The 26103-nt window shown below is 68.9% G+C and carries 23 protein-coding genes; 6 read left to right on the forward strand and 17 right to left on the reverse strand.

What is annotated here, in order from left to right; translation table 11 throughout:
- Nucleotides 1-3: 3 nt before the first annotated feature.
- From AD72_RS00550 to AD72_RS00565, 4 genes are all read right to left on the reverse strand, one after another.
- Nucleotides 4-531 (reverse strand): hypothetical protein, encoded by a 528-nt coding sequence (locus AD72_RS00550; RefSeq protein ID WP_037344447.1) that lies wholly within the window; start codon nt 529-531, stop codon nt 4-6.
- Nucleotides 531-2381: a DEAD/DEAH box helicase gene (locus AD72_RS00555; protein ID WP_031464328.1), complete on the reverse strand. Its 1851-nt coding sequence runs from the start codon at nt 2379-2381 to the stop codon at nt 531-533. The genes AD72_RS00550 and AD72_RS00555 overlap by 1 nt, the downstream gene beginning before the upstream one ends.
- Before the next feature lie 212 nt (nt 2382-2593).
- Nucleotides 2594-3094, reverse strand: coding sequence for a pyridoxamine 5'-phosphate oxidase family protein (locus AD72_RS00560; RefSeq protein ID WP_031464329.1), 501 nt, complete (start codon nt 3092-3094; stop codon nt 2594-2596).
- Between the two features lie 4 nt (nt 3095-3098).
- Nucleotides 3099-3671 carry a TetR/AcrR family transcriptional regulator gene (locus AD72_RS00565; RefSeq protein ID WP_037344481.1) on the reverse strand — a complete coding sequence of 191 codons (573 nt, stop codon included), beginning with the start codon at nt 3669-3671 and terminating at the stop codon, nt 3099-3101.
- Between the two features lie 78 nt (nt 3672-3749).
- Here AD72_RS00565 and AD72_RS00570 point away from each other — a divergent pair, with 78 nt between their 5' ends.
- Nucleotides 3750-4523, forward strand: a complete 774-nt coding sequence (locus tag AD72_RS00570) for an oxidoreductase (protein ID WP_031464331.1) — start codon at nt 3750-3752, stop codon at nt 4521-4523.
- A 31-nt stretch (nt 4524-4554) separates the two neighbouring features.
- Nucleotides 4555-4923: a VOC family protein gene (locus tag AD72_RS00575; protein ID WP_031464332.1), complete on the forward strand. Its 369-nt coding sequence runs from the start codon at nt 4555-4557 to the stop codon at nt 4921-4923.
- 14 nt (nt 4924-4937) lie between these two features.
- On the opposite strand, the gene AD72_RS00580 is transcribed toward AD72_RS00575, so the two are convergent.
- From AD72_RS00580 to AD72_RS00595, 4 genes are read right to left on the reverse strand one after another with little or no spacing between them, the layout of a single operon-like run.
- On the reverse strand, nt 4938-6440 hold the full coding sequence (locus tag AD72_RS00580; protein WP_031464333.1) for an APC family permease: 1503 nt from the start codon (nt 6438-6440) through the stop codon (nt 4938-4940).
- Entirely contained in the window at nt 6440-7801 is a 1362-nt protein-coding gene (locus AD72_RS00585; protein ID WP_031464334.1) for an aminotransferase family protein, read from the reverse strand. Before AD72_RS00585 ends, AD72_RS00580 begins: the two co-directional genes overlap by 1 nt.
- Nucleotides 7802-7827: 26 nt before the next feature.
- The gene (locus tag AD72_RS00590) at nt 7828-9291 is read right to left on the reverse strand and encodes an aldehyde dehydrogenase family protein (protein ID WP_031464335.1); all 1464 of its coding nucleotides are present in this window, start codon (nt 9289-9291) and stop codon (nt 7828-7830) included.
- A gap of 37 nt (nt 9292-9328) precedes the next feature.
- The gene (locus AD72_RS00595) at nt 9329-10966 is read right to left on the reverse strand and encodes an amidohydrolase (RefSeq protein ID WP_031464336.1); all 1638 of its coding nucleotides are present in this window, start codon (nt 10964-10966) and stop codon (nt 9329-9331) included.
- Nucleotides 10967-11123: 157 nt separating this feature from the next.
- On the opposite strand from AD72_RS00595, the gene AD72_RS00600 reads away from it, so the two are divergent.
- The 4 genes from AD72_RS00600 (at nt 11124) to AD72_RS00615 (ending at nt 14885) form a co-directional block, all read left to right on the forward strand.
- Nucleotides 11124-11738: a TetR/AcrR family transcriptional regulator gene (locus tag AD72_RS00600; protein ID WP_031464337.1), complete on the forward strand. Its 615-nt coding sequence runs from the start codon at nt 11124-11126 to the stop codon at nt 11736-11738.
- 58 nt (nt 11739-11796) lie between these two features.
- Nucleotides 11797-12141 (forward strand): VOC family protein, encoded by a 345-nt coding sequence (locus tag AD72_RS00605; RefSeq protein ID WP_031464338.1) that lies wholly within the window; start codon nt 11797-11799, stop codon nt 12139-12141.
- A 363-nt stretch (nt 12142-12504) separates the two neighbouring features.
- On the forward strand, nt 12505-13305 hold the full coding sequence (locus AD72_RS00610) for an IclR family transcriptional regulator (RefSeq protein WP_031464339.1): 801 nt from the start codon (nt 12505-12507) through the stop codon (nt 13303-13305).
- 38 nt (nt 13306-13343) lie between these two features.
- On the forward strand, nt 13344-14885 hold the full coding sequence (locus tag AD72_RS00615; protein WP_063890691.1) for a CocE/NonD family hydrolase: 1542 nt from the start codon (nt 13344-13346) through the stop codon (nt 14883-14885).
- A 7-nt stretch (nt 14886-14892) separates the two neighbouring features.
- On the opposite strand, the gene AD72_RS00620 is transcribed toward AD72_RS00615, so the two are convergent.
- The 9 genes from AD72_RS00620 to AD72_RS00660 all read right to left on the reverse strand — a co-directional run bounded on the left by AD72_RS00620 (nt 14893) and on the right by AD72_RS00660 (nt 26089).
- Nucleotides 14893-15657, reverse strand: coding sequence for a crotonase/enoyl-CoA hydratase family protein (locus AD72_RS00620; protein ID WP_031464341.1), 765 nt, complete (start codon nt 15655-15657; stop codon nt 14893-14895).
- 56 nt (nt 15658-15713) lie between these two features.
- Nucleotides 15714-17522, reverse strand: coding sequence for a C69 family dipeptidase (locus AD72_RS00625; RefSeq protein ID WP_231644696.1), 1809 nt, complete (start codon nt 17520-17522; stop codon nt 15714-15716).
- 316 nt (nt 17523-17838) lie between these two features.
- Nucleotides 17839-19080, reverse strand: coding sequence for an enolase C-terminal domain-like protein (locus AD72_RS00630; protein WP_031464343.1), 1242 nt, complete (start codon nt 19078-19080; stop codon nt 17839-17841).
- Between the two features lie 27 nt (nt 19081-19107).
- Complete coding sequence (locus tag AD72_RS00635) at nt 19108-19929, reverse strand: carbohydrate ABC transporter permease (RefSeq protein ID WP_031464344.1); 822 nt, start codon at nt 19927-19929, stop codon at nt 19108-19110.
- A complete protein-coding gene (locus AD72_RS00640) occupies nt 19926-20870 on the reverse strand; it encodes a carbohydrate ABC transporter permease (RefSeq protein ID WP_031464345.1) in 945 nt (314 codons plus the stop codon). Before AD72_RS00640 ends, AD72_RS00635 begins: the two co-directional genes overlap by 4 nt.
- A 22-nt stretch (nt 20871-20892) precedes the next feature.
- Entirely contained in the window at nt 20893-22152 is a 1260-nt protein-coding gene (locus AD72_RS00645; protein WP_031464346.1) for an ABC transporter substrate-binding protein, read from the reverse strand.
- A complete protein-coding gene (locus tag AD72_RS00650; RefSeq protein ID WP_031464347.1) occupies nt 22149-22850 on the reverse strand; it encodes a FadR/GntR family transcriptional regulator in 702 nt (233 codons plus the stop codon). The genes AD72_RS00645 and AD72_RS00650 overlap by 4 nt, the downstream gene beginning before the upstream one ends.
- A gap of 9 nt (nt 22851-22859) precedes the next feature.
- Entirely contained in the window at nt 22860-24038 is a 1179-nt protein-coding gene (locus AD72_RS00655; protein ID WP_037344450.1) for a glycoside hydrolase family 183 protein, read from the reverse strand.
- Nucleotides 24035-26089 carry a glucosidase family protein gene (locus AD72_RS00660; protein ID WP_031464349.1) on the reverse strand — a complete coding sequence of 685 codons (2055 nt, stop codon included), beginning with the start codon at nt 26087-26089 and terminating at the stop codon, nt 24035-24037. Before AD72_RS00660 ends, AD72_RS00655 begins: the two co-directional genes overlap by 4 nt.
- Between the last annotated feature and the right edge of the window lie 14 nt (nt 26090-26103).

Genomic DNA, 26103 nt, shown 5'->3' on the forward strand with positions numbered 1-26103 from the left:
TGTTCAGTCTAGGGTGTGCGCGGTGTAGAAACCGGCGACAGGCACCTCGGCGAGGGCGATCCAGCCGTGGTTCTCCTGGTCCGGTGCCACCCCGCGCACGGTGAGGGCGAGCCGGGGTTCCTCGTCGATTCGCCTGGTCAGCGCGTACAGCGTGGCGAGCAGGTGCACGCAACGGGGTTTGCGGCTGGCGCAGCCGCAGTGCTGTTCGCCCAGCTCGGCGAGCCCGATCCCCTGTTCGGTGAGGCGCTCGTGCAGCTCGTCCGCGAGTTCCCCCGGTGCACCGGCGGGATACTCGGCCCGCAGGCGGACGACGGTTTCGCGGTCCTCGAACGGCGGGACCTCGATCCGGACCGGGTGGCCGCGTACCTCCGCCTCGACCAGCCCCGGAGTGACCCGCGGCCCCGGCACCTCCGCGTTGCGCGCCATGTTCCGCGCCCTGGGCAGCGCGGGCTCCGGTGCGGTCAGCCGGGCCGATTCCACGGTGCGCAGCCAGGCTCGTCCCCATGGGGTGACACCGAATTCGCCCGCCATCACCGCACCCCCGCCGGGTCGAGGCGGAGCACCTCGTGCAGTTCCTCGTCACCGAGTTCGGCGAGCGCGGACACCTCGGACTCCCCGGAGACCACTCCGGCCAGCGCCCGTTTGCTCTCGTGCATGCGCGCGATGTAGTCCTCGATGGTGCCCGCCGTGACCAGGGTGTGCACGGTGAGCGTGCGCCGCTGGCCGATGCGGTGCGCGCGATCGCTTGCCTGTTCCTCCACGGCGGGATTCCACCAGCGGTCGTAGTGCAGCACGTGGTTGGCGCGGCTGAGGTTGAGCCCGAAACCGGCCGCGCGCAGGGAAAGCAGCAGCACGGGTGCGGCATCCGGATCGTGCTGGAACCGTTCGACCATGCGGTCCCGCTGCGCCACCGGCAGTCCGCCGTGCAGGAACGGCACCGTGTCCAGGCCGAGCTGCCCGGCGAGATGGCGCGCCAGCAGCTCGCCCATTTCCCGGTACTGGGTGAACACCAGGGCATGCTCCCCGTCGTCGGCGATCTCGGCGAGCATTTCCGTGGCCCGGTCCAGTTTCCCGGAGCGCCCGGTCAGTTCTCCGTCCTCGGCACCGGCCTGCACGGGATGGTTGCAGATCTGTTTGAGCGTGGTGAGCAGGGCCAGCACCCGGCCGCGGCGTTCGATACCGGAACCGAAGCCGTCGCCGAAGGCGCGGTCCACCGCCCTGGTGTAGGCGCGAGCCTGTTCCCCGGTCAGGGTGCAGGCGACCGTGGCATACAGCTTCTCCGGCAGATCGGTGGCCACCTCGGATTTGGTGCGGCGCAACAGATGCGGCCCCAGCAGCCCGCGCAGCCGGTTCGTCGCGCTCGCCGAGCCACGCTGCCGGATCGGGTTCGCGAACCGTTCCCGGAAGCGGGCGCGGCTGCCGAGCAGTCCGGGATTGGTGACCGTCACGATGGACCACAGCTCCTCGAGGTGGTTCTCCACCGGGGTCCCGGTCAGCGCGATCCGGGTCCGCGCGGTGATCCGGGCGGCGGCACGGGTGGCCTGCGCGGTGGGATTCTTGATCTGCTGCGCCTCGTCGAGCACGAGCACACCCCAGCCGATCCCGGTGAGCGCGGCCGTATCGGTACGCAGCACCGGATAACCGGTCACCACCACGGTGGACGGTTCGAGTTCACCGGAGAGTTCACGCCCCGGGCCGTGGTGTACCACGACCGGGGTGCGCGGGCTGAACTTCTCCAGCTCGCGCCGCCAGTTACCGAGCAGCGAGGTCGGGCACACCACCAGATGCGGCCCGTCCTCGCGAGTCGCGAGCAGGCAGATCGCCTGCAGCGTCTTGCCGAGCCCCATCTCGTCGGCGAGCACACCGCCTCCGGCGAGACCGGTGAGCCAGGCGAGCCCGGAGCGCTGATAGGGCCGCAACTCCGCGTGGATCCCGGCCCGGTCCAGTGCCCGCCCGAGTCCCGCGCTGGAGCGGAGCAGCCCGAGCAGCGCATCCGGGGCACGGATCGCGTCCTGTTCGGCGTCCAGCACCGCGTGCGCCGCGGCGGGCATCGCGGCCGCGAGATCGGCGAATTCCGGGTCCCCCGCATCGTCGTCCAGTAATCGCGCGGCCCGCCGCCAGGCCCGCAGCGAATCGGCGAGGCGCGCGTCCTCCGGCAGCGCCCGCAGCGCGGGGAGGGCCGCGTCCAGTTCCACCACCCGGCTCGGCACCCGGGCCGGGCCCACCCGGTCCCCGTCCGGCACGGCCAGCGCACACTCCGCCGCGCGCCCCTCGGGCAGCCCGAGCGCGCGCACCGCCTCGACCGGCTCGGCCAAGCCCCAGAACGCGAACCCGCCCTCGTCCGGCACGAAGGTGGCCTGCAGCTCACCAGGAAATTCCATGCTCACCCCGTTCCCGATTGCCCGAAGAAGGATATTCACGAACCGGACCGGTGGCAAATTTGACAAATCCGCGATCGACGTGTCCATGGGCGGAAAAACCGAACTGTCAAACCAGGAAAAACCGAGCGGATTCGACAATTCCAGGACTGGATGATCATTTTTTTCAGGAAAGAAAACGGGGCTGGAAATCGCCCCGAAACGCACCCTGTGATCTACGTTTCCCGCGCGGCCTGGTTGACGAAGGTGATCATCCGCTCGGGTTCGATCCGCGCCCACGGCAACACGCTCATCCAGGTGTCCCAGGCCTCGCGGCCGTACACACCGATAAGGAACGCGGCCAGTTCCGGATCCGCCGCCGGGGAGACCTCCCGGGCGTTGCCGTGCACGGTGATCTGCAGCCGCTCCCCCTCGATGACCGAAGCGGAGACGGCGGGACGGGCACGGATGTGCCGGAACCGCACGGAGTCCGCGCCCGATCCGAAGTGGAACCGGCCCCGGTAGAACAACCCGTCGACCGGGCCCACCCGGGGCTCGCCCCGGGCCGTGATGGTGGCCAGCGCCAGCACCCGCATGGTCCCCAGCTCGGCGACCACACCCGCGGCATCGAGCCGGCGTTCCGGGCCGATGATCGACCGCAGGTGCGGGCCCGCCGCGGCGTACGAGTCGTCCAGCAAGCGCTGCAACCGGTCCAGGTCTTCGGAAGTCTCCTGCATACCGTCAGCCTGCCGTACCGTAGCGCAGGCCGTCGAAGAGCAGGGCGGTGATCTGCCTGGCCTCGTCCTGCCAGCCTTCGGTGGCGCGCATTCCGCAGATACCGCCCAGGGCGCGCAACAGCGTAGGACCGGTGACGCCGTCCCGGACGACACCGGCCGTCACACCGGCATCGAGCAGTTGCGTCAGGGCGTCGGCCATCTGCGTGCGCGCGGCCTCGAAGACCGGAGAGGCCGTGGCCATGATGCTCTCCAGCGCGACCGACATTCCCTTGCCGACGGCGGCGTGTTCCACGAGCAGCAGCAGGAAGCGCCGCAGGGCCTCCTCCGGGGAATACCGCTCCAGGAGTGCGGCGGGCGCGGCGCACAGTTCGTCGACTTCCTGGCGATACACCTCTTCGATGAGGGCTTCGCGGGTCTCGAAGTGCCGGTAGAGCGTTCCCACGGCCACCCCGGCGCTGCGGGCGATCTCCTCCACGTGCGAGTCGGTGTCACCGCTGAGGAACGCTTCCCGCGCCGCCGCCAGCAGTGCCTCGCGGTTCCGGCGTGCGTCGGCGCGCAGCGGACGTGCTGAGGACAACGAAACCTCCATAAGGTGAGTCCGACTCAGGTTGTGTATCGTATCCGGAGTCGGGTTCATCTTAGGCGAGGAGATCTCATGACGATCACGGAGGAAGGGCTGGAGGGACTGCGTGTACTGGTCACGGGCGCCAGCCGGGGACTGGGCGCCGCGACCGCCCGCCGGTTCGCCGCCGCGGGCGCGACCGTGCTGACCGCGTCCCGCAGCAGGCCGGAGGCGGATATCGGCGCCCAGTTCATCCCGGCGGACCTCGCCACCAAGGAGGGCGTGGCGGAACTCGGCCGATCGGTCCTCGATCGCGCAGGTGGCGTGGATGTCCTGGTGAACAACGCGGGAGCGGCGAGCGCGCCGGCACCGACCCTGGACCGTTCGGAGGAGTCCTGGCAGGCGGACCTGGAGATGAACCTGCTCAGCGCCGTACGCCTGGACCGGGCCCTGGTGCCGGGGATGGTCGAACGGGGCCGTGGTGTCGTCGTGCACGTCTCCTCGATCGCCAGCAGGCTCCCGCAGCGCACGGAGGCTTCGTACGCCGCGGCCAAGGCGGCGCTGAACACCTACAGCCGTGAACTGGCCACCGAGGTGGGCGCGCACGGGGTGCGCGTGGTGTGTGTCCTCCCCGGGTTCGTCGTCACCGAAGGCGCCGCCGACCACCTCCGGCAGCTGGCCGGGCAACAGGGCGTGCACGCCGATGCGATGACCCAGCAGATCGTGGACGAGCTGAAGGTTCCGCTTGCCCGGCCGGGAGATCCCGAGGACGTCGCCGAACTGATCGCCTTCCTCGCTTCCGGGCGCGCGAAGTGGCTCACCGGAGCACAGTTCCGCGTCGACGGCGGCATCATCCCGGCCGTATGACCGGCATCCGACCCGAGAACAGGAGAATCCCGTGACCATCACCCTGAGTTCGGTGATCATCGAAGCCGCCGAACCGGAGCCCGAGAGCGCCTTCTGGCATCGCCTGCTCGGCGGCTCGGTCACCCGCACACCGAGCCATCACTTCGTTCAGGCACCCGGCTTCCCGGTGGTCGTGATCCAGACGGCTCCGGGACACACCGCCCCGGAGTGGCCGGACGGCCTCTCCCAGCAGCTGCACCTCGACTTCACCGTCGACGACCTCGCGAGCGCCGACCGTACGGCGATCGCGGCCGGTGCCACCCGGCTGCGCCCCACCGGTGAGATCGGTCCGGCCACCCGCGTCGGCAGCCGCGTCTACGCCAGCCCGGCCGGACATCCGTTCTGCCTGCGCGCGGCCTGAGGACGGGTCCGCGCTCAGGAATACTGCCGTGCCGCCGGTTCCGCGGACGGTGCCCGGTTGCGCCTGGCGATGGCGTACCCGCCGAGCGCGAGCAGGGCGATGACCGCGAGCGTGCCGAAGGTGAACAGTTCGAATTCGGCCCGGGAAATGCCCCAGGTGCCCCGGAAGTCGTACGGCACCCCGAAGGCGCTCTCCAGCACGCCCGGTGCGACGGTCTGCCACACCCCGAGCAGCACCCACAGGTAGCTGATCCCGAAGCACACGCCGAGACCGAGGCGCCCGAACGGGACCTTGAACGGCCGCTCGGCCCCGGAAGCCTTGCGGCGCAACACGAGCACGGTCGGGAAGATGACCAGATAGGACATCAGCAGGGTACTCACCGCCACGTTGAGCACCACGCCGAACACAGCCGATCCGGAACCGCTCTGCAGCTGGGTGGCCACGAGCATGAACGCGGTGGCGACCACGCCGGAGAGCAGGTTGACCCGCAGCGGTGTGTTGAGCTTCGGGTGGAAGGCGCCGAACCAGCGCGGGAAGGCACCGTCCATCCCGGCGACCGCCTGCACCCGGTCCGAGGCCATCATCCAGGAAACGCCCTGGTTGAGCAGGACGAGCACGAACACCGCGGCGGCGATCGCGGTCAGCGCGGGCGCGGCGGAGCCGTAGACGGAGAAGACCTCGCCGATCGCGCCCATGAACCCGTCGAGCCCGTTGATCTTGTCCGAGGGCAGCACGGCGACGATCCCGAAGATCGGCACCAGATAGCACAGTGCCGAGGTGATCCCGGAGACGGCGACCATCCGCGGCACATCGCGGCGCGGATTGTGCATCTCCTCGGCCGCCCCGTTCGGGGCTTCGAACCCGACGAGAGCGAACATCAGCACCGGGGCCACGCCGAGGAAACCCGAGGCGGTCGGGGCGAAGGCGCCCGCGGCGTAGCCGTGCACCCCGTTACGCGCGGCGTAGATGAGCACGGTCACCGCGAACACGGCGACCAGGCCCACCTTGCAGATGGCGCCGAAGGTGACGAACCATTTGCCGTACCGCAGGCTCACCACCGCGCCGAGGATGGCGATCCAGATGAACACGATCTTGAACAGGTAGTCGCCGACTCCACCGGCCTTGCCGGGCACCAGGAAACTTTCCCAGGTGGCCGCGGCGAGGAAGGTGATGGAACCGCCGAGCCACACCGGATTGGTGATCCAGTAGAACATCGTGCCGACACCGGCGGTGAGTTTCCCGAATGCCTTGCGCAGCCAGACATACGGCCCGCCCTCGTGCGGGAACGCGCTGCCGAGTTCGGCCATGATCAGCCCGTAGGGGAACAGCAGCGTCACGACGAGCACGGCGGTCCAGGTGAACGCCTCCGCGCCGGATGTGGCGATCTGGCCGATGGTGTCGATCGAGATGATCGCGGCGATCGCGAAACAGATCGTGTCGAACCGGCGCAGGTTGCGCCGGATGTTCTGCGACTCGGTGTTGACGAACTCGCCGGTGGTCGAGGGCGGGCCGGACATCAGCGGGCCCCGCTGGAATCGGTGCCGCGCGGGCGCACGGTGCCGTCGGCCTCGGTGCGCGCGAGCACCTCACCGATCGCCCGTGCCACGGCGCTCGCCTCCTCCTCGGACAGGGTCAGCGCCGGGGAGAGCACGAGCGCGGTCGCCGCGTCCCGCACGATCACCCCGTTGTCCGCGCGGATGGTGTCGGCGATCTGCTGGATCCCGGGCAGCGGCTGCCTGCTCTCCCGGTCGGTGACCAGTTCCACGGCCAGCATCATGCCCTGGTTGCGCACCTCGCCGACCCGGGCGAGTTCGCCGAGTTCCCCGCGCAGTTCGGCGGCGAGGAAGTCACCGATCTTGGTGGCCCGCTCCAGCAATCCCTCGCGCTCGATGATGTTCAGATTGGCCAGGGCGACCGCGCAGGCGGTGGGATGCCCGTTGTAGGTGTAGCCGACCGGGAAGCCGTGCTCGCGGCCGAGTACCTCGCCGACCTCCCCGCTGGTGAGCACCGCGCCGAGGGGGAGGTAGCCGCTGGTGATGCCCTTCGCGGTGACCACGATGTCCGGGCGCACCCCGAAGTGTTCGGCGGCGAACCAGCTGCCGAGCCTGCCGTAGGCGGTGACCACCTCGTCGAAGATCAGCAGGATCCCGTTGCGGTGTAAGACTTCCGCGATCCTCGGCCAGTAGTCGGCCGGTGGCACGATCATCCCGCCGACCCCCATGATCGGCTCGGCGAGCATCGCGGCGATGTTCTCCGCGCCCAGTTCGGCGATGGTGCGTTCCAGTTCGGCGACACAGAAATCGGTGCAGTCCTGCCCGTCGAACAGTTCGGTGCGGTACGGCCACGGCGGGGTCAGGTGCAACACATCCGGCATCATCGGCCCGAAACCCTCGTGGTACAGCGAGAATCCGTTCACCGAGCTGCCACCGATACCGCCGCCGTGGTACCCGCGGTCCCTGCCGAGGATCCAGGTCCGGTTCGTGTCCCCGCGCCGGTGGTGGTAGTAGCGGGCCATCTTGATCGCGGCCTCGTTGCCTTCCGAACCACCGGAGGTGAAGTACACCCGCTCCAGGTGCGCCGGGCTGATCGAGACGAGGCGTTCGGCGAGCTCGATCGCGGGTTCGTTGGAGAACTCCCAGAAACTGGTGAAGTACTCGAGCTTGGCCATCTGCGCGCGGGCGGCGTCGGCGAGTTCGGCACGGCCGTGCCCGATCTGGGCGAGCCAGAGCCCACCGGTCGCGTCGATGTACTCGCGGCCCTCGGTGTCCCACAACCGGGAACCGCGGCCCTCGGTCATCACGACCCGCTCGGTGCTGCTCGCGGGAAGATACGGATGGATGATGTTCGCGCGGTCCCGCGCGGCGAGATCGGTCGTCATGGTGTGTGTCCCTTCTGCGGTGTTCTTCAGTAACTGATCCAGGTCGTGCGTTGCCCGGTGAATTTCTCGAGCGCGTGCAGCGAGAGGTCCCTGCCGAATCCGGACTCGCCGAAGCCGCCGAACGGGGTCTGCACGGTGAGCACATCCACGGTGTTGACCGAGACGGTGCCCACCCGCAGCGCGTCCGCCACCCGGTGCGCGCGGGCGAGGTCGGTGGTCCACACCGAGGCGGCGAGCGCGTAGCGGCTGTCCGCGGCGATGGCGAGTGCTTCCTCCTCGGTGTCGAACGGGATCACGGTGAGTACCGGGCCGAAGATCTCCTCGCGGGCGATCCGCATGTCGTTGCGGGCCCCGGCGAACACGGTCGGCGCCACGAAGTTGTCCTGCGTTTCACCACCGGCGACCAGCCGCGCCTCCCGCTTGCCGAGTTCGATGTAGCCGCGCACCCGTTCGGCGTGTTCGGCCGAGACCAGCGCGCCGATCCCGCAGTCCGGGTCGAGCGGATCACCGGGGCGGTACTCGTCCAGGTGCGCGCCGATGCGGTCGAGCAGTTCCTCCTGCGCCGAGCGCTGCACGAGCAGCCGGGTGTTCGCCGAGCACACCTGGCCCGCGTTGTAGAAGGCGCCGAAACAGGCCTTGGCCGCGGCCGCCTCCAGGTCCGCGTCGGCGAACACCAGGTTCGGGCTCTTCCCGCCCATCTCCAGCCACACCTGCTTGGCGTTGGATTCCGCGGCATAGCCCAGGAAGAGTTTGCCGACCTCGGTGGAACCGGTGAAGGTCACGCAGTCCACGCCCGGATGCTGGCCGAGCGCCCTTCCCGCCTGCTCCCCAAGACCGGGCAACACGTTCAGCACCCCGTCCGGCAGTCCGGCCTCCACGGCGAGTTCGGCGAGGCGCAGCGCGGAGAACGGGGACTGCTCCGCGGGTTTGAGCACCACGGTGTTGCCCGCGGCGAGCGCCGGGCCGAGTTTCCAGATCGCCATCTCCAGCGGGTAGTTCCACGGCACCACGGCCGCGACCACCCCGAGCGGCAGCGCGTCGACCCAGGCGTGGTTGCCCGGTTCGGTCGGCACCGCCTGCCCGTAGCACTTGTCGATGGCCTCGGCGTACCAGCGCAGGATCGCCGCCGATCCGGGGATGTCCACCGCGGCCGCCTCGCGCACCGGTTTGCCCATGTCCAGCGAGTCGAGCAGGGCCAGTTCTTCCGCGTCCCGTTCGATGAGCCCGGCCAGCCGCAGCAGGGCCTGTTTGCGCTCGCCGGGGCGCTTCGACCAGCGGCCGTCGGTGAACGCCGCGCGCGCCGCCGCGACCGCGCGGTCCGCCTCTGCGGTCCCGCAGGCGCTGACCTCGGCGAGCACCTTCCCGGTCGCCGGGTTCACCGAGGCGAAGGTCTCCGGTGCGCTGACCGGTTCCCCGCCGATGAACGCGGCCTTCCGAAACCGGATCCGGGCGGCGAGCTCGGTCCAGTGTTGCAGGGTCTGTCCGGTCACGGGCACTCCTTGTTCTTTGCGTTCTCGTTCAAAGTATTCAGCCGCGCTCGTACACGAGCCGGCCATCGGCGAAGGTCATCCCGACCCCGATCGCGCCGATGTCCCCTGGCGCCACGCCCACCGGGTCGGCGTCCAGCACCACGAGGTCGGCGGCGAACCCGGGGGCGAGCCATCCGGCCCGGTCGTCGAGCCGGTTCGCCCGCGCGGATCCGGCCGTATAGGCGTGCACGGCCCGTTCCGCGGTGATCGCCTCCCCGGCCAGCAGCGGATCGGTGCGCGAGCGCGGATCGGCGGCGTGCGGGTCACCGGGTGGTGCCGTCCGGTTGACCGCGACGTGAATTCCCCACAGCGGGGCGGGATCCGAGACCGGCCAGTCGCTGCCCATCGCCAGCCCGACCCCGGCCCGGTCCAGCGCGCCGAACGCGAAATGCCGGGCGCGCTGGCTTTCGGTGAGATAGGGCAGCTTGGTCTGCACCAGCACCGGATCCTGGCGCGCCCACAGCGGCTGCAGGTTCGCGAGCACCCCGAGCTCGCGCATCCGGGTCACCTCACGCTCGGCGATCAGGTCGATGTGCGCGATCTGGTGCCGGAAATCCCCGTCCCGCCCGGTTTTCTCCACCGCGTCCAGGCATTCCCGCACAGCCCGGTCGCCGACGGCGTGGAAATGCAGGTCGAAGCCGACCCCGGTGAGCGCGTCCACCAGCGCGGCGAGCCGCTGCGGATCCAGGAAGCTCATCCCCCGCTCCCCGGGGGCACCGTGGTAGTCCTCGAGCACCGCGGCGGTCAGGTTCTCGCACACCCCGTCCTGCATGATCTTGACCGCGCTCGGGGTGAACCCGGGCCCGGCCAGCCGCCTGCGCCGTTCCACGAGTTCGGGAACCTGCTCGAGCCCGCGTTCCCGGTCCCACCACAGCGCCCCGGTCACCTTCGCGGTCAGTTCCCCGTTCGCGGCGAGCGCGGCATAGGCGGGCCCGATGTCCGGCAGCCCGAGCGCGCTGCCCACCGCCGCGTCCTGCCATGCGGTGATCCCGAGCCCGTGCAGGTATCGCTGCGCGTTCCGGATCGCCTTGCGCAGGGTCCGCTCCCCTGGCTCCGGCAGCAGCCGGGTGACCAGTTCGGCCGCCGACTCCACGAGCATCCCGGTCGGTTCGCCCGCGGCATCGCGCAGGATCCGCCCGCCATCGGGATCCGGGCTCGCCGCGGTGATGCCGGCCCGGTCCAGGGCGGCCGAATTCGCCCAGACCCCGTGCGCGTCGTGGCTGCGCAGCACCGCGGGCCGGGAGCCGACCACCCGGTCGAGCGTTTCCCGGTCCGGGAAACCGCCCTCGAACACATCGCCGTACCAGCCGCTCCCGGTGATCCACTCCAGTTCCGGATGGCTGGCCGCGTAGGCGTGGATCTCGCGCAGATAGTCCCGCAGGGAGTGCCAGGCGCTCAGGTCGCACTCCATCCGGTGCAGCCCGCCGAGCACCGGATGCGCGTGCGCGTCCTGGAACCCGGGAAGCAGCGCACCACCGTCCAGGTCCACGACCTCGGTACGCGGCCCGAGCAGCGGGCGCACATCCGCATCACCGAGCGCCAGGATGCGACCGCCGCCGACCGCGAGCGCATCGGAGGGCGCACCGTCCCCGGTGCGCACCGTGCCGTTGCGGAAGATCAGCTCCGCCTCGTTCATCGCCTGGCACTTCCCTTCGAGCGGAACACCGCTGTCCTCGCGAGGGCTTATTCTTTGCACTACAATTCAAAGTATCGAGCGGTACCGTGTCAATGGATGTCGGGAGATACGGCTATCGCCGTTCCCGAAGCCGTGCATCGATTTGAAGAATGAAGCCATGCCACGACCCAAACGCCAGGGCGAGCGACGCTCGCTGATCATCGAGGCCGCCGGGCGCGCGGTCCGCGAACGGGGACTCGCCGAGGTGCGGGTACGCGACATCGCCGAACACGCCGGACTGTCCCCCGGCTCGGTGCTGTACTACTACCCGGAGATCGCCGAGCTGATGCTCGAGGTGCACAACGGCGCGGTCTCGGACTTCTACCGGGCCAGGGTCGAGCGGATCGGCGCGGAACGGGAACCGGGGGCCAAACTGCGCGCCGCGGTGCACTCCGGGCTGCCCGCCGACGCCGAGGACGCGGTCGCGCGGCTGCTCTACGAGATGCACTCGCTCGCCGACCGCAGCGCGGGCCATGCCGCGCTGATGTCCAGCCTGTTCGACCGGGAGGTGGCCCTCTACCGCTCGGTGCTCGAACTCGGCTCCGGGCTCGGCGAGTTCACCCTGGCCCGCCCGCTCGAGGAGATCGCCCGCAACACGGTCGCCCTCGAGGACGGCTACGGCCTGCACCTGATCAGCGGGAACCGCTCACTGAACGCGGCCGAGGCGCGTGCCGCCCTGCTGGGCTACCTCGCCGTGATGACCGCGCGGACGGATCTGCTCGACCAGCGATGAGTTCGCCGCCCCTGGCCGGTCCCTCCGTACGACATCCGCGAACGGAAGGACGAGGAGCATGGCGATCACCCGGATACTGGCGAACCTGACCGTGACCGAGCTGGACTGCGCGCAGCGGTGGTACACGACCCTGTTCGGGCGCGGCCCGGACGCCCGCCCGATGGACGGGCTACTGGAATGGCACCTCGGCGAGAGTTTCGGCGTGCAGGTGTGGACCGAACCCGAGCGGGCGGGCCGCTGCACGGTGGTGCTCGACGAATCGGATCTGGACGCGCGCGCCACCCAGCTCGACCGGGACGGGATCGAGCACGAGGGTCCGCTCGATGCGACGACCGTGCGGATCATGCCGTTGACCGATCCGGACGGCAATCGCATCGTGTTCACCGGGCCGCTGCGGGGATGAACCCGGCACCGAGCGTGCACACCGGGATTCGGGTTCACCCGGTTGCATGCTCGTGCCGCTATGCAAATCTCGCTATCCTGGGCGCGCGAAAGTTCCGGGAAACGCCGCAGAACGGATTCGTGAACCGCCGATTCAGTGAATCCTCGGAGTGAATTCGAATGGAATGTTCCGCGCCACGGAACGCGAAAACCATTGAAACTATTGTTCTACTTCTGCGCTGTTGACATAGCCCGAAGCACCGTGGATATGCTTGATCGGCTCTACGAGGAGCCCGTCGAAGGGGACGGGAATAAATCCTTCCGCACATCCCAAACGCGCCTCAGTAGCGCTAATTCTCCCGGACGGTGCCGACATGGTGAAATCATGCCCGTAATCACCGATCCTCCGCCACGAAACGCGATAGCACGCACGATCGGTCTGCTCGAGCTGCTCGATGCCTCGCACCGGGCGCTCACTCTCACGGAAATCGCACAATCCACCGGGCTCGCGAAGAGTACGGCACATCGGTTACTCGGCGAACTCATCGCCTGCGCGACAGTCAAGCGGATGGGCGATTACTACACCATCGACTGGTCGCGACTCACGGAGAATCATTCGAATGAATTACTGTTGAGACGCTTGATAAAACCGGTTTTGCTCGAACTCTATACGGCGACCCGGGAATTGGTGAGCCTCGGTGTCGCGCATGGTTTGCTGGTGCACTACCTCGACACATTCTTCGATCAGCACCAGCTCGCGGTCGTCGCCCAGACCGAGGAACGGGCGTTCATGCACTGCACGGCCGCGGGAAAGGCATTGCTCGCGCACGATCCGCTGCTCGCGAAACGGTTCATCCGGCACGCGCCCATGATCGCCTGCACCCCGCAGACGATCACCTCACCGGTCACCCTGGAGGCCGAGCTCGCCGTCGTGCGCAGGCGCGGGCTCGCCAAGTGCCGGAACGAGTACGTGCCGGACACGATCGCCCTCGCGGTCCCGTTGTTCGCCAGGGACGGTCACGTCATCGCCGCGCTCGGGCTCGGCGGGGACACCCAGCGGTTCAACGAGAAGGCGATGGCCGCGAAACTGCTCCGGGCCGCGGCCACCGCCCAACGGCTCGTCCGGAAATCACTGATCGGCCCGCCGGTCGAATCGCTGGTGCCGCGGCCACGCGCGGGATCCTGAACGCGTCCCGCATGGCGGGCGGCTTAAGCTCGATCGCGATGAGGGCGAAACGCAGGGCTCCGGCCCCGGTTCCCGCGCAGGCGCGGGAACACCGGGTGCCGATGAGCGACGGGGTACGACTGGCCACCGATGTGTATCTGCCTGCGCGGGGATCGCGCTGGCCGGTGCTGCTGACCAGGATCCCCTACGACAAGGCGGCGCCGGAGTGCCGCATCCCGGATCTCGCCCGGTGGTTCACCGAACACGGGTACGCCGTGGTCGCCCAGGATGTGCGCGGCAAGGTCCGGTCCGAGGGTGAACTCCCGCCGTTTCGCGCCGAGGCCGCCGACGGGTACGCCACGATCGACTGGATCACCGGGCAGAGCTGGTGCGATGGCACGGTCGGCATGTTCGGCAACTCCTATTACGGGTTCACCCAGTGGGCGGCCGCTTCGAGCGGTCATCCGGCCCTGCGGGCGATCGCCCCGCGGGTGTCCAGCGCGGATCTCGACGCGGTGCTCGATCGGCAGGGGGTGTTCCCGCTGGAGCTCGCCGCGGTGTGGGCGCTGGAGACCTGGAGTGACCGCGAGCTCTACGAGTACGCCGATGCGCTGGACTGGTCGGTGCGCCCGCTGGCCAAGCTGCTGCCCGAGGCACTGGGTTTCGGCAATCCGCTGCTCGAGGAATGGGCGCACGGCGGCCGCACCGGGGCCGCGTACCCGGTGCGCGGGGACATCCCGGCGCTGCATCTGGGCGGGCATTTCGACTTCCTGCAGCGCGGGCACCTGGCCACCTGGCGGGCGGCCCGCTCGGCCGGCCGTGCCCCGCAATACCTGCTGCTCGATGCGGTGGACCACGGGTGGACGGCACTGCGGGAACCGGACGAGCCGTGGTCGGATCCCGGGATCGAGAACTATCTCGCCCCGCTGCTCGAGTTCTTCGACCACCATCTGCGTGGCCTCGGCGAGTACCCGCATCCTCCGGTGCGCTGGCGGCTGGCCCGGTCCGGGGAGGGCCTGCGCGCCGCCGAGACCTGGCCGCCGCCGGAGAGCGCGCCCCGCTCCTGGTTGCTCGACGGATCCGGTGCCCTGGGCGAGCGGCAGGCAACCGCGCTGGAGTGGGTGCACGATCCGGCCGATCCGGTGCCCAGCCTCGTGGATCCCTATGTCCCGCTCGTGGAGCCGCCCGAGGAGAGCGTGGTGCACGAGCGCGCGGATGTGCGCGCCTGCACCACCGAGCCCTTCGCGGCGCCGCTGGACCTGGCCGGCCCGGTGGAACTGCGGGGCGAGGTCTCCGCGCACGCCCCGAGCGCCGATCTGATGGTCACGCTCGCCGACGTGTACCCGGACGGGCGCGCCTTCCGGATCCTGGACGGGGCGGCGCGGGTCACCGGGCCGTGGCCGTCGCCGGTGCGGGTGGACCTCGGCGAGACCGGGTACCGGATGCGCCCCGGGCACCGCCTGCGGGTCACCCTGGCCGGTTCCGCGTTCCCCCGCTACGCCCCGCATCCCGGCAACGAACAGCATTTCTGGACCGCGACCGAGACCAGCACGAGCACCATCCGGGTCACCGGGGCGGAACTGCGCTGCCAGGTGCTCTGAGCGCGGGTTATTCCCCGCGCCAGACCGGCTCGCGCTTCTCGGCGAACGCCGTGGCCCCTTCCATGGCGTCCGCCGAGGCGAGCACCGGGCCGATGATCTCGCCCTGGGCGGCGAACGCCTCCTCGTCGGTCCACCGGATGGTGCCGGAGACCAGCCGTTTGGTCGCGCGCACCGCGAGCGGCCCGTTGCGCGCGATCCGCCCGGCCAGCTCGCGGGCCCCGTCCAGCGCGTCGCCCGGATCGGTGAGCCGGTTCACGATCCCGTGCGCGTGCGCGGCCTCCGCGGTGATCGGATCCCCGGTCAGCGCCACCTCCATGGCGAGCTGATAGGGCAGCGCCTTGGGCAGCCGCAGCAGCCCGCCTGCCGCCGCGATCAGTCCGCGCTTGACCTCGGGAAGGCCGAACTTGGCGTCCCGCGCGGCAACCACGAGATCGGCGGCGAGGGCCAGCTCGCAACCGCCCGCGAGCGCCCAGCCCTCCACCGCGGCGATCAACGGCTTCTCCGGCGGCTTCGAGGTCAGTCCGCCGAACCCGCGGCTCTCCACCGCGGGGGACTCGCCCCTGGTGAACGCCTTGAGGTCCATTCCGGCACAGAAGGTCCCGCCCGCGCCGGTCAGGATCGCGATCACCAGGTCGGTGCGCGACTCGAACTCGTCGATCGCCGCGGCGACCCCCTCGGCGACCTCGGCGTTCACCGCGTTCTTCGCCTCCGGACGGTCGATCGTGATCAGGGCTACGCCCTCACCGAATTCGGTCCGCACACTGTCTGCCACGTCTACTCCTCACACGCTGTCGTCCGGCTCATTCTTCGCAGCGGACCGGGAGCCGGTCAAGATCGGCTCACCCGGCGCCTGACCAGCCAGACCGCGATCCCGCCGAGGAGCAGCCCGCCGACGCCGGTGAGCGCGTAGGGCCACCAGTTCCCCTCGGAGCCCCGGTAGTCCGGGACATCCGCGGGATCACCGTAGTGCCCCTTGCGGGCCAGGGTTCCGCCGTCCGCCCAGCCGCCGCCGAGGTCGCAGTTCATCCGGTCACGCGCGGTCTCCTCGCTGCGCAGGGACATATCGCTGCTCTCCGGGTTCATCGTCTCCCCTTCGGGAACGGTGACCTTCGGCTTGTGGATCCCGCCCTCGGCCTTGTCCTCGGCCAGCTCCTTGTCCAGCAGGTAGTCCCCGAGTTTCAGGCCATCGGTGGCCCAGCCGGTGCTGGCCTCGGTGAGCGTTGCCCGGGCACCCGCGGCGTCCCCGGAGGAGAACTGCTCGCGTGCCTTCTGCTCGACATCGCCCTGATCGCGCAGGATCTGCGCCTCGTAGCCTTCGAGGGCCTTGGTGACCTCGCCCAGGTATTTCTGCGGCCGCGCGCAGGTCGCGTACATCAGCCGCTTGTAGGTCTGGGTCGCCGATTCGGTGGCCTCCTGCTCGGCGAACTGCGGGTCCAGGTACTCCTCCGAGGCGCCGTGGGTCAGGTACCGGTGCTGGCGATACTCCGGCGGAACCGACTGGGTGCCGATGTAGATCGGGATGTAGGGAGCGGTGACCGCGGCGGTCGTGGCCAGCCACAGTTTCGAGAGATCCTTGTCGGGCACCGAATCGTCGAGTTCGGCGACCTGACCGTATCCGGAGCGGTCGTCCGACCAGCGCGGGTCACGCACGATCCGCATGACGTCCTGCAGGCGCACCGGTTTGAGCTTGCGGAACTCGGCCTCCAGGGACGGCGGGTTCCGGTACGGCGAGGGATCCTGGGGATCGGCCGGTTTGCCGACCGCGACGGGCTTTCCGGGGAACGGCGTGCCGTACACCTGCTGCGGGTCGAACGGGGTTCCCGGCTGCCACCAGCCGCGCTCCTGCGCATACGAGAAGAAGTTCGGCGAGGCCATGAAGTTCGGGTTGTGCTGCCAGTCCGGGGGAAACTCGCCGAGGTAGCCGGGATAGGAGACGTGTACGTCGTCGGGCCCGAGGCGCTGCGCCGCCCAGAGCCCCTTGCCTCCGGAGTACTCGATGAGCACCCAGCCCTCGTTGGCATCGGCGAACAGATGCGAATTCCCGCCGTAGGTGGTGTAGCCGTACTTGTCGATCTGCGAGCCGACGATCTGCGCCGCCTCGCGGGCACTGTGCGCGCGTTCCATCGCGATCCGGGACAGATCGCTGTAGTTCGGCCCGGTCTGGTCCTTCGGGGTCTGGTCGACGAGTTCACTGCGCGAATCGGACCATACATCCCGCGCGGCGACCCCGTATTCGTTGAGTCCGCCGTTGGTGAGCGGGGCCGGGAATCCGACGAATTCGGAGTAGTCGGAGCTGATGTAGCGCGCCGTTTCCGGGGCCTGCGGGATGCGGGTGAGCTTGCCCGGCATGTCCGCCTTGTCGGTGGCGCCGACCTGGATCGTGGATCCCGCGGGGTGTTTGCGGTGCGCAACGATGTCCACCCAGTGGCTCGACGGTTCGTGCCCGAAACCACCGAGGAAGGTGTGCTTGTTCTCGGTCAGGTTCTTGCCGACGTAGACCGCGAAACTCTTGTCCGAGCCGGGCGAGCGCTGCTTGTTCGCAGCGGCCGGTTTCGCCTGCCGCGGCGCCTCGTGTACCGCGGCCGTTGCCAGCGGTGCCGATCCGAGTACGCACACCGCGACTGCCGCTATCGCCACCAAACGCGGCATACCCACGTTTTCCTCCTCGTTTTCCGCCTGATTTCCGAAATGGGATGCTAGCGGCGAACAAACGGAAACCAAACACACCACCGGCCGGGCACCGGACCGGGACGGCTAGAATCACCACCCGCGCGCGGGCCGGAACGGTGCGCCGAGCCACCGGGATTGCGCTGTTCAGCGCGGATTCCCGGCCGTGGTTCGGTACTCGAGGTCCACTGTGGACACCGCGGCAGTACCCGGACGCGCGGTGATCGCCCGGACACGCCCGGTCGTGTTTCCCACTATGTGATGGTCGTATTCTTTCTCACGCCGCTCAGTACACCTCCGGACGGGCGGCGTCCTCCGGATCGGCCCAGCGGTCGTTGGGCAGCAAGGGATACCAGCCGGGCCGCCCCGGATCCCGGTCGTACGGGTAGTTTCCGGTGCGCTCGTAGAATTCGGCGTATTCGGCGAGCTTGTCCCGATCCAGGCGCACCCCGAGTCCGGGTGCGTCCGGTACGGCGATCTTCCCGTTCCGGTAACGGAATTTCCCGCCTTCGATGATGTCCTCGCGCAGGTGGTGGTAGTGCGCGTCGGCGGCGAAGGCGAGGTTGGGCACCACCGCGCCGAGGTGCAGCATGGTGGCCAACTGGATACCGAGCTCACCCGAGGAGTGCACGGCCACGCCGAGCTGGAAGGTCTCGCACACCCCGGCCGCCTTGACGCATGGCCGGATCCCGCCCCAGAAGGTGGTGTCCAGCAACACCACGTCCACAGCCGGATCGCGCACGTTCGCGGCGAGTTGTTCGAAGTTCACCACGACGGTGTTCGTGGCCAGCGGCACGGTCAGTTTCTCCCGGACCTGGCGCATCCCGTGCAGGCCCCAGCTCGGGTCCTCGAGGTATTCGTTGTTCAGGTCCGCGGTCGCCGTGCCGAACCGCACCGCCTCGGCGACCGAGAGCGCGCCGTTCGGGTCGTAGCGCAGCAGATCACCGGGGAATTCCTCGCCGAGCGCCCGGTAGCAGTCGAGTTCGTAGCCCGGCGGGAACACCCCGCCCTTGAGTTTGTGCGTGCCGAAGCCGTGTTCGGCTTTGAGCGCCCGCGCGTGTTCCACGAGCTGTTCCGGAGTGCGCACCTCCCCCTCCCCGGTGCGCGAATCGGCGTAGCGGAAGAACAGGTAGCTCGCGAACTCGACCTCCGCGCGCAGCGCCCCGCCGAGCAGGGTGTGCACCGGGACACCGAGATGCTGGCCGAGCAGATCGAGGCAGGCGAACTCGACCGCGGCCAGCAGCTGGGTGCGGTTGTTGTACAGGCTCGCGGTCGGGTTCGCGAGCATGAACCGCAGCGCTTCGAGCTGGGCCGGATCATGGCCGAGCAGATAGGGTTTGAGCCCGGCGAAGGCCAGTTGCGCGCTCTCCCCTCCCCCGCCCATCTCACCGAGACCGATGAGTCCGTTGTCGGCCTCGATCTCCACGATGGTGCGGATGAACCGGCCCCAGTGCGCGCCGTTGCTGTGCCGCAGCGGTGCCTCGAGCGGAACGGCGACGGTGGTCGCGCGGACATCGACGATCTTCATGGTCTCCCTCGTTGTTGAGTCCGAAAGCTAGATCTGGGACAGGGTCAGTCCCCTGGTGAAGAATCGCTGGGTGAGCAGGAAGACCAGCACGGTCGGCAGCGAGACGATCAGCGCCCCGGCGAGCACCACGGGCACGGTCGCACCGGCGTAGGCGCTCTGCAGCGAGGAGAGCGAGGTCATCACCGGGCGCACGTTGTCGCTGCGGGACAGTGAAAGCCCGAGCAGCAGGTCGTTCCAGGTGAAGGTGAACTGCAGGATGAACACCGCGATCAGCGCGGGCCGCGCCATGGGCAGATAGATCTGACCGAACACCCGCGGAATCGAGGCACCGTCCATGATGGCCGCCTCGAACAGCGAATAGGAGATGCCGGAGAAGAAGTTCCGCATCATCAGCGCGGCAAGCGGGACGCTGATCGTGGTGTAGATCAGCACCAGCCCGAGCTGGCTGTCGTAGATGCCGCCGCCCGCGTAACCGAGGAACAGCGGAACGAGCAGCATCTGCATCGGCAGCACGGTCCCGCCGAACACCACGATGAACCAGGCGAATCCGTGCCGCAGCCGCAGTACCGTGATGGCGAACCCGGCCATCGCGCCGAGCACGACCGCGATCAGCGGGCCGAGCACGCTGTAGAGCACGGTGCTGCCGATACTCGGCCCGAGATCGGCGCGCTCCCAGGCCTGCGCGATGTTGGCGAACAGGCCGAAACCGTGCGGCGGGGTCCAGTTCTCGGTTCCGTCGTATTCCTCGACCGGCCGGATGGCGTTCACGATGAGCAGGTACACCGGGGCGAGCCAGATCGCGGAGAGCACCGCGAGCACGACATAACGCAGCGATTTCACGGCCTTCATTTGCCGCCTCCGTCCACATCGAACCCGCGCTTGGGGCTCAGCTGCTGGCGCAGATACAGCACCGAGGCGATCCCGGTGACCAGGGTGAGCAGGACCGCGACCGCGGATCCGTAGCCGTAGTCCCCGGCCACGAAGGAATCCCGGTACATCGTCACCGCAAGCGTTTCCGAGGTGCGCCCCGGACCGCCCTGGGTCACGATCCACACGATGTCGAAGGTCTTGAGCCCGGCCACGAGCGCGAGCCCGACCGCGACGGCGGTCAGCGGGCGCAGCAGCGGCCAGATCACCAGCCGGAACCGCTGCCAGGCGTTCGCACCGTCCAGGGTGGCCGCTTCGAGCGGTTCGGTGGGGATCGCCTGCAGGCCGACCACGAAGATCAGCACGTTCACCCCGATCATCTGCCAGGTGCTGGCCAGGATGAGCACGATCGTGTTCAGCGGACTGGACTGCAGCCACAGCGAATCGGCGCCGGGAGCGTGCAGCGCCTCGAGGAAGCTGCTCGCCGCGCCCCCGTTCATCAGCACGAATCCCCACACCACGGCCGTTCCGGTGCCGGAGAGCGCGTAGGGAAGCAGGAACGGGAGGCGGAAGTACTGGCCGCCCTTGATGTTGTAGGTCAGCATCGCGATCAACAGGCCGAGCCCGACCGGGAGTACCACGGTGCCGATCACCCAGAACAGCGTGTTGCGGATCGCGGTCAGCAGCGCGGGATCGCTGAACAGCCGTCCGTAGTTGGCGAGCCCGACCCAGTCGGACTGCGAACCGTCGCTGTCGGTGAAGCTGGTGATCAGCGACCACAGGAACGGCAGGTACAACAGCACCGCGACCAGGAGCACCGAGGGCGCCACGAAACCCGGTGCCCACCAACGGGTCGAGCGCTGCACGGCGGAGCCACGGCGGGCCCCGCGCGGGCGTGCGCGGGCATAGTCAAGTTGCATCATTGCCACTCTCTCGCGACTGTGCTCAGTCGGTTTCGTGTTTCTCCGCCTCGGTTTTCCAGTAGTCGTCCGCGGCCTGTTGCACGATGTCCAGCTGCGCGCGGTACTGGTCGGGGTGCACCATGACCGCCCCGAACGCGTCGACCGCCGGAGTGAGGATCGGTTCGGGTGTGATGTCGTAGTACCGGTTGAGCAGCCGGTACGCGCCGTTGTTGGCGGCGTTCGCGACGGCGTTGAGGCTCGGCGCCTTCGTGGTCACCTTGGGATTGGTGGAGACCTCGTCCCGGATGGTCGACCACGGCCGCTGCGCGGTCTCGCCGAGCCACCAGGACATGAACTTCTCGGCTTCGGCGAGCCGGTCCGATCCCGACGGCGCGCACAGTGCTCCGGTTTCGTAGAGCACCGAGGTCTTGGGCAGCTTCGGGTTGACGTTCGGGATCGGGAAGAAGTCGTAGTCCACCCCGATCCGCTGACCGGAGAGCAGGAACTTCGAGTTCAGGTAGGTGCCTGCCGGGGCCATGGCGGTCTTCCCGGATTTCAGCTGCGCCTCGGGTTCGATCTTGCTTCCCGAATCGGAGAACAGGCCCTGCTCGGCCAGCTCCCGGAAGCGCTGCATGACCGCGACCACACCGGGATCGGTGTATTTCGCCTTGCCCTCGGCCAGCCGCTGATAGAGGTCCGGATCGGAACCGGCGAGCAGCTGCTGGAACCAGGCGAAGCTGAACAGTTTCGTCGTCTCGTAGAACGGCGCGATTCCGTGCGATTTCAGGGTTTTCGCGATCCCGATGAGCTCGTCCCAGGTCTTCGGCGGGTGCAGCCCGTACCGGTCGAACAGGTGCTTGTTGTAGAACATGCCCCAGTAGGAGTTGGCGAGCGGAATGCAGTACTGCCGCCCGCCGACCGTGTAGTACTGGCGGACCTGCGGGCTGATGTCCCCGTTCGCGACGGCCTTGTCCCAGATCTCGGTGGTGTCCGCGACCTGGTGGCGTTCGACGAGCTTGCGCAGCTCCGGTCCGGTGGTCCAGGTGAACAGGTCCGGCTTCACCTGGGTCTGGAAGGAGGAGCGGATCGTGGCCTGATAGGTCGGCTCATCGGTGTACCCCGAGGGTTCGAGGTCGAGCCCGATCTTTTTCTTGGCAAGGGATCCGAGCTGCTGGAAATAGGGTTTCCAGGCATCCTTGTCGTTGAACAGGGTGAGTGTGCCGGGTTTCTGGGTCCCGCCCGCGCAGCCGCCGAGCGCGAGGATCACGACGGCGAACACCGCAAGTACCCGCGGGCGGTTCACGATTCCTCGCTCAGGTTGGCCGCCACGATCTCCCGCACCACCTCGAGGTGCTTGGTGATCAGCCGCCGGGCCACCACGGGTTTTCCCGCCTCGATGGCGGCGAGGATGTCCAGGTGCTCGGCGTGGTCGCGCTCCCGGTCGTTGTAGATGCGCAGGATCTGGCGCTGCTCCGGGCCGTGCACCGACAGCAGCGAGTCCACGACCTCGGCGAGCACGGAATTGCCCGCGGTCTCGGCGATCAGCCGGTGGAAGTCCATGTTCTCGGTATGCAGGGCGGCGTCGTCACCGAGCTGCCCGGCCGCCCGCTCCAGGCACTCCCGCAACCGGTCCACCTGCTCCCGGGTGCGGTTGCCCGCGGCGAGTTCGGCCAGCCGGGGTTCCACCAGCAGCCGCGCCTCGAGCAGTTCGTCGAACCGTTCCGGGGACAGCACCCCGGCGTTGCGGTTCGGCAGCACGGTGCGCCCGATATTGGGCCCGACATAGATTCCCGAGCCGTGCTTGATCTCCACGATCTCGGTGGCCTGCAGGCTGCGCAGTGCCTCCCGCATGGTCGGGGTGGACACACCGAAGCGCTGGGCGAGATCCCGCGCGGTCGGCAGGGCGTCCCCGCGACCGAGCCCTTCGGCCCTGATCAGCTGGATGGTCCAGTCGGCGAGGTTGGCCGACAGCGTGTTGTGCGTCATCGCCTGCTCGGTCATCGCCACTCCCTAGTGTTTCCGTCCTTCGGTGACCGGCACATCCACGAACCGGGGCCGGTAGATCGAGGTGTCGGCGTAATTGTCGTTCGCCTGCGCGGGTTTCGTGGTGTCCAGGGTGTTCACGTTGTACGAGAGGGTGAGTCTTCCGCTGCCGCTCAGCTCCGGATGCACGTGCGCGTTGTAGCTGTACACCTTGTCGCTGGTGTGCCCGTTCGGTCCGGTGTAGACACTGCCGGGCGCGCCTTCCGGGGTCCGGTACAGCACGGTCTTCCCGGTGAACGGACCGTCCGGGGCGCAGCTGGTATAGGCCACGATCTCGTTGTTCCACTGCTTCGTGGTGTCCTGGGTGACGAGTACATAGGCGTCGCCGAGTTTGCTGACGCTGTACTCGTTGGCCACCCCGCCCAGCAACGGCGCGGAATCGGCCTCCTTGTCCGACCAGCCGTCCGCGGTGCGGAACTCCCATTTCCCGCTCAGGTCGGTCCCGCGCACCCTGGCCAGTTCCATGTTCTTCTCCGCGCCGTGATCACGCACCCCGTACAGGTAGGTGTAACCGCCCTCGGTGAGCAGCCAGGAACCCCGCTCCACCAGGGGCAGCGCGGACGGCAGCGGATGGGTGTCGATCAGGTGCAGGTCGCCGAGCGAGTACCTGGCATAGAGGTTGCCGCGGAATTCCAGGTCTCCCAAGGGATCCTGGCTCCCCTTCGGCAGGTGCCACTGCAGGTACAGCACGGTGAGGGTATCGCCGGTGACCGACGCGGCCCCGACCCAGTACCAGTCGGTTTCCGGATCCGCGTCCGGCGGATGCAGCACCGCGTCCGGCCCCTTGCCGTACACGGTGGACAGTTCGGTCCCGCGCTGGGTGACGAAGGAATTGTGGATGAACGGGGAATCCGGGGCCCGGGTGCCGTCCCCGCGCACCGGACCGAGGAAGGTGTCGGAGAACAGCCAGACGATCCGGCCATCGGGCAGCCGCACCGAATAGGTGCTGTCCCCGCCGGACCAGTTCCGGCCCGAGGCCTGTTCGCCGTACCGGGAGAACTGCCCGGTCAGCTCGGTGTTCGCGGTACCCGTGCCGAAGCTCGGGCGCGTACAGTCGCCCGTTCCCGCTGCCTGCGCGGGAACGGCGGCGCACAGCGTCGCGATCAGGCCCGCGGCGGCGAACACGGCCAGGCCGCGCGCGGTCATCGCTGTTCCCGGATGCCGTCGCGGTCCACCTCGTAGACCCGGCCCTGGATGCGCAGCCCACGCAGCCGCGCGTGCTCATCGAAGCGCTCCAGCCGTGGATTCGCGCTGACCTCGCCGTCCAGTCCCACGTCCACGCCGAACACCGACTGGATCACCATGCCCGCGAAGCTGCCGCCCGAGGAGCACGCCCAGTCCATCAGGTACGGGTACTGCGGAAGTCCTTTCACCGCATGGTCTCCCTCGGCGAGGTGCCCCTGGGCCAGTGGTCCCCAGCGGCAGGCCTCCGCGAGCCCGGGCAGCCACTCCATCGCGGTTTCCGCGCCACCGAGCGCGCACAGTGCCGCGACCGCTTCGGCGGGCCAGGCCGTGTACGCGCCGTTGTACTGGTGATCGGGTCGGATGCTGTAGGCCGCGTCCTCGTCGCAGGCCGAGAGCGCGCGCATCCATTCCGGGGTACGCAGTTCCCGTTCGAAGAAAGCGATCATCTCCGCGCGCCGCCGCTGCGGGAGGTCACCGCCGATCGCCTGGCCCGCGGTGTTGAAGTCGTAGCAGTGCCGCACCGGGAGCAGGCTGCCGTCCGGCTGGCGCGCGTTCCAGTAGCCGCCGCCGTCCACGTAGAGCTCGCTCACCGCGCCGACCAGCTCCGCCGCGGCGGCACGCAGCCGCTCGGCCTCCTCCTGTTCGCCGAGCAGCCCGCGCGCCTCGGCGGCCGCGCGCATCGCCCACACGTTCGCCGCGTTCAGCCCGGCGACCTCGTGCACATAACTGGAAACGCATTCGAGCAGGTTGTCGGTTCCGCCGTAGTCGGCGAGCTCGCCGCTTCCGCGCAGGCCTTCCCAGGCGCGCGCCCATTCGGTCATGTGGTCGGCCACCCGCCGCGCACCACCCTGTTCGGTGGCGATCGTGCTGGACAACCAGTCGGTGTCCCCGCTCCAGCGCACGTAGTCGCGGGTCAGCCGGGTCATCGCGTAGTCGTTGACCGAATACCAGCAGCCGAACGGTTTCCCGGTGAGCCATTCGGTGCCGTAGTGGGTGTGAATGTCGGTGGTGATCCAGTGCTCGAGGTGGCGGCGCATGACGTTCGGTTCGAGCAGCGCGTGCACGGTCGAGCTGAGGCTGTAGTCCCAGATGAACGTCGCGGACTGCCAGTACCGCGGCATCAGGGTGTCGAAGGTACGCCCGAGCACGCTGTGCGGATTGTCCCTGCGGAAGTAGAGCACGCCGAGGATTCCGGTCCAGTACAGCCTGCGCAGCACCGGGGAATCGGTCTCCAGCACCGGAAGATGCCCGTCGAACAGGTCGTTGCCCGGTTCGAAGACCGCGGCAAGCGCGTGGTCCCACTGCTCGCGGGCCGCGTCGAGCAGCCCGGGAACATCCGCGATGAGCCGGTCGTACCCGGCGAGCGCATCCGTCTCGTTGTCCGCGAGCACGTGCAGATAACCGAACGCCTCGGACTGTCCCGGTTGGACGGTGAGCTCGACCTCGGTGATGCGCTCGTCGATCCGGCTCGGCTCGGTGTCCAGGCCCTGTACGGCGACCGCTGCCGCGCTGCTGCCGAGCACCGCGCGCCGTTCGCGGTCGACCGCGAGGGAATTCTCGGTGCCACCGGGGAACGTGGAGTGCACCCCGCCGCCGTTGCGCACCGCGGTGGAGAACACCCGCAGCCCGATCCTGGTCGTGCGCGCGGTGAGTCCCTGATTGGCCACCTCGATGTGCACGGCGACGGCGGTCGTGTCCGGGACGCACACCGTGGTGCTGGTGATCCGGAGGTCGCCGAAGACCGCGGTGCGCACCACCCGGTCCGGGCGCCAGCGCACCTCGACCGGGATCCCGAGCGAACGGAACAGCCGTCCGTCCACATAGCACAGTGCGGTGCTCGTCGGTCCGTGTCCGAGTGGCGGGAAGTTCACCCCGCGCAGCCCGGTGAGATCGTGCTCGGCCTGTACCGCACCGAGGAAGTTGGTCAGCCCCGGCGGGTTCACCATCTCGTCGAGCCGGTCGAGTACGGGATCCGCGGCGAGGTCTCCCACCGTTGGGATGTGCTGGTGCATAAATTCATCTAATC

It is taken from the genome of Sciscionella sediminilitoris, from assembly GCF_000737195.2.
Lineage (GTDB): Bacteria > Actinomycetota > Actinomycetes > Mycobacteriales > Pseudonocardiaceae > Sciscionella > Sciscionella sediminilitoris.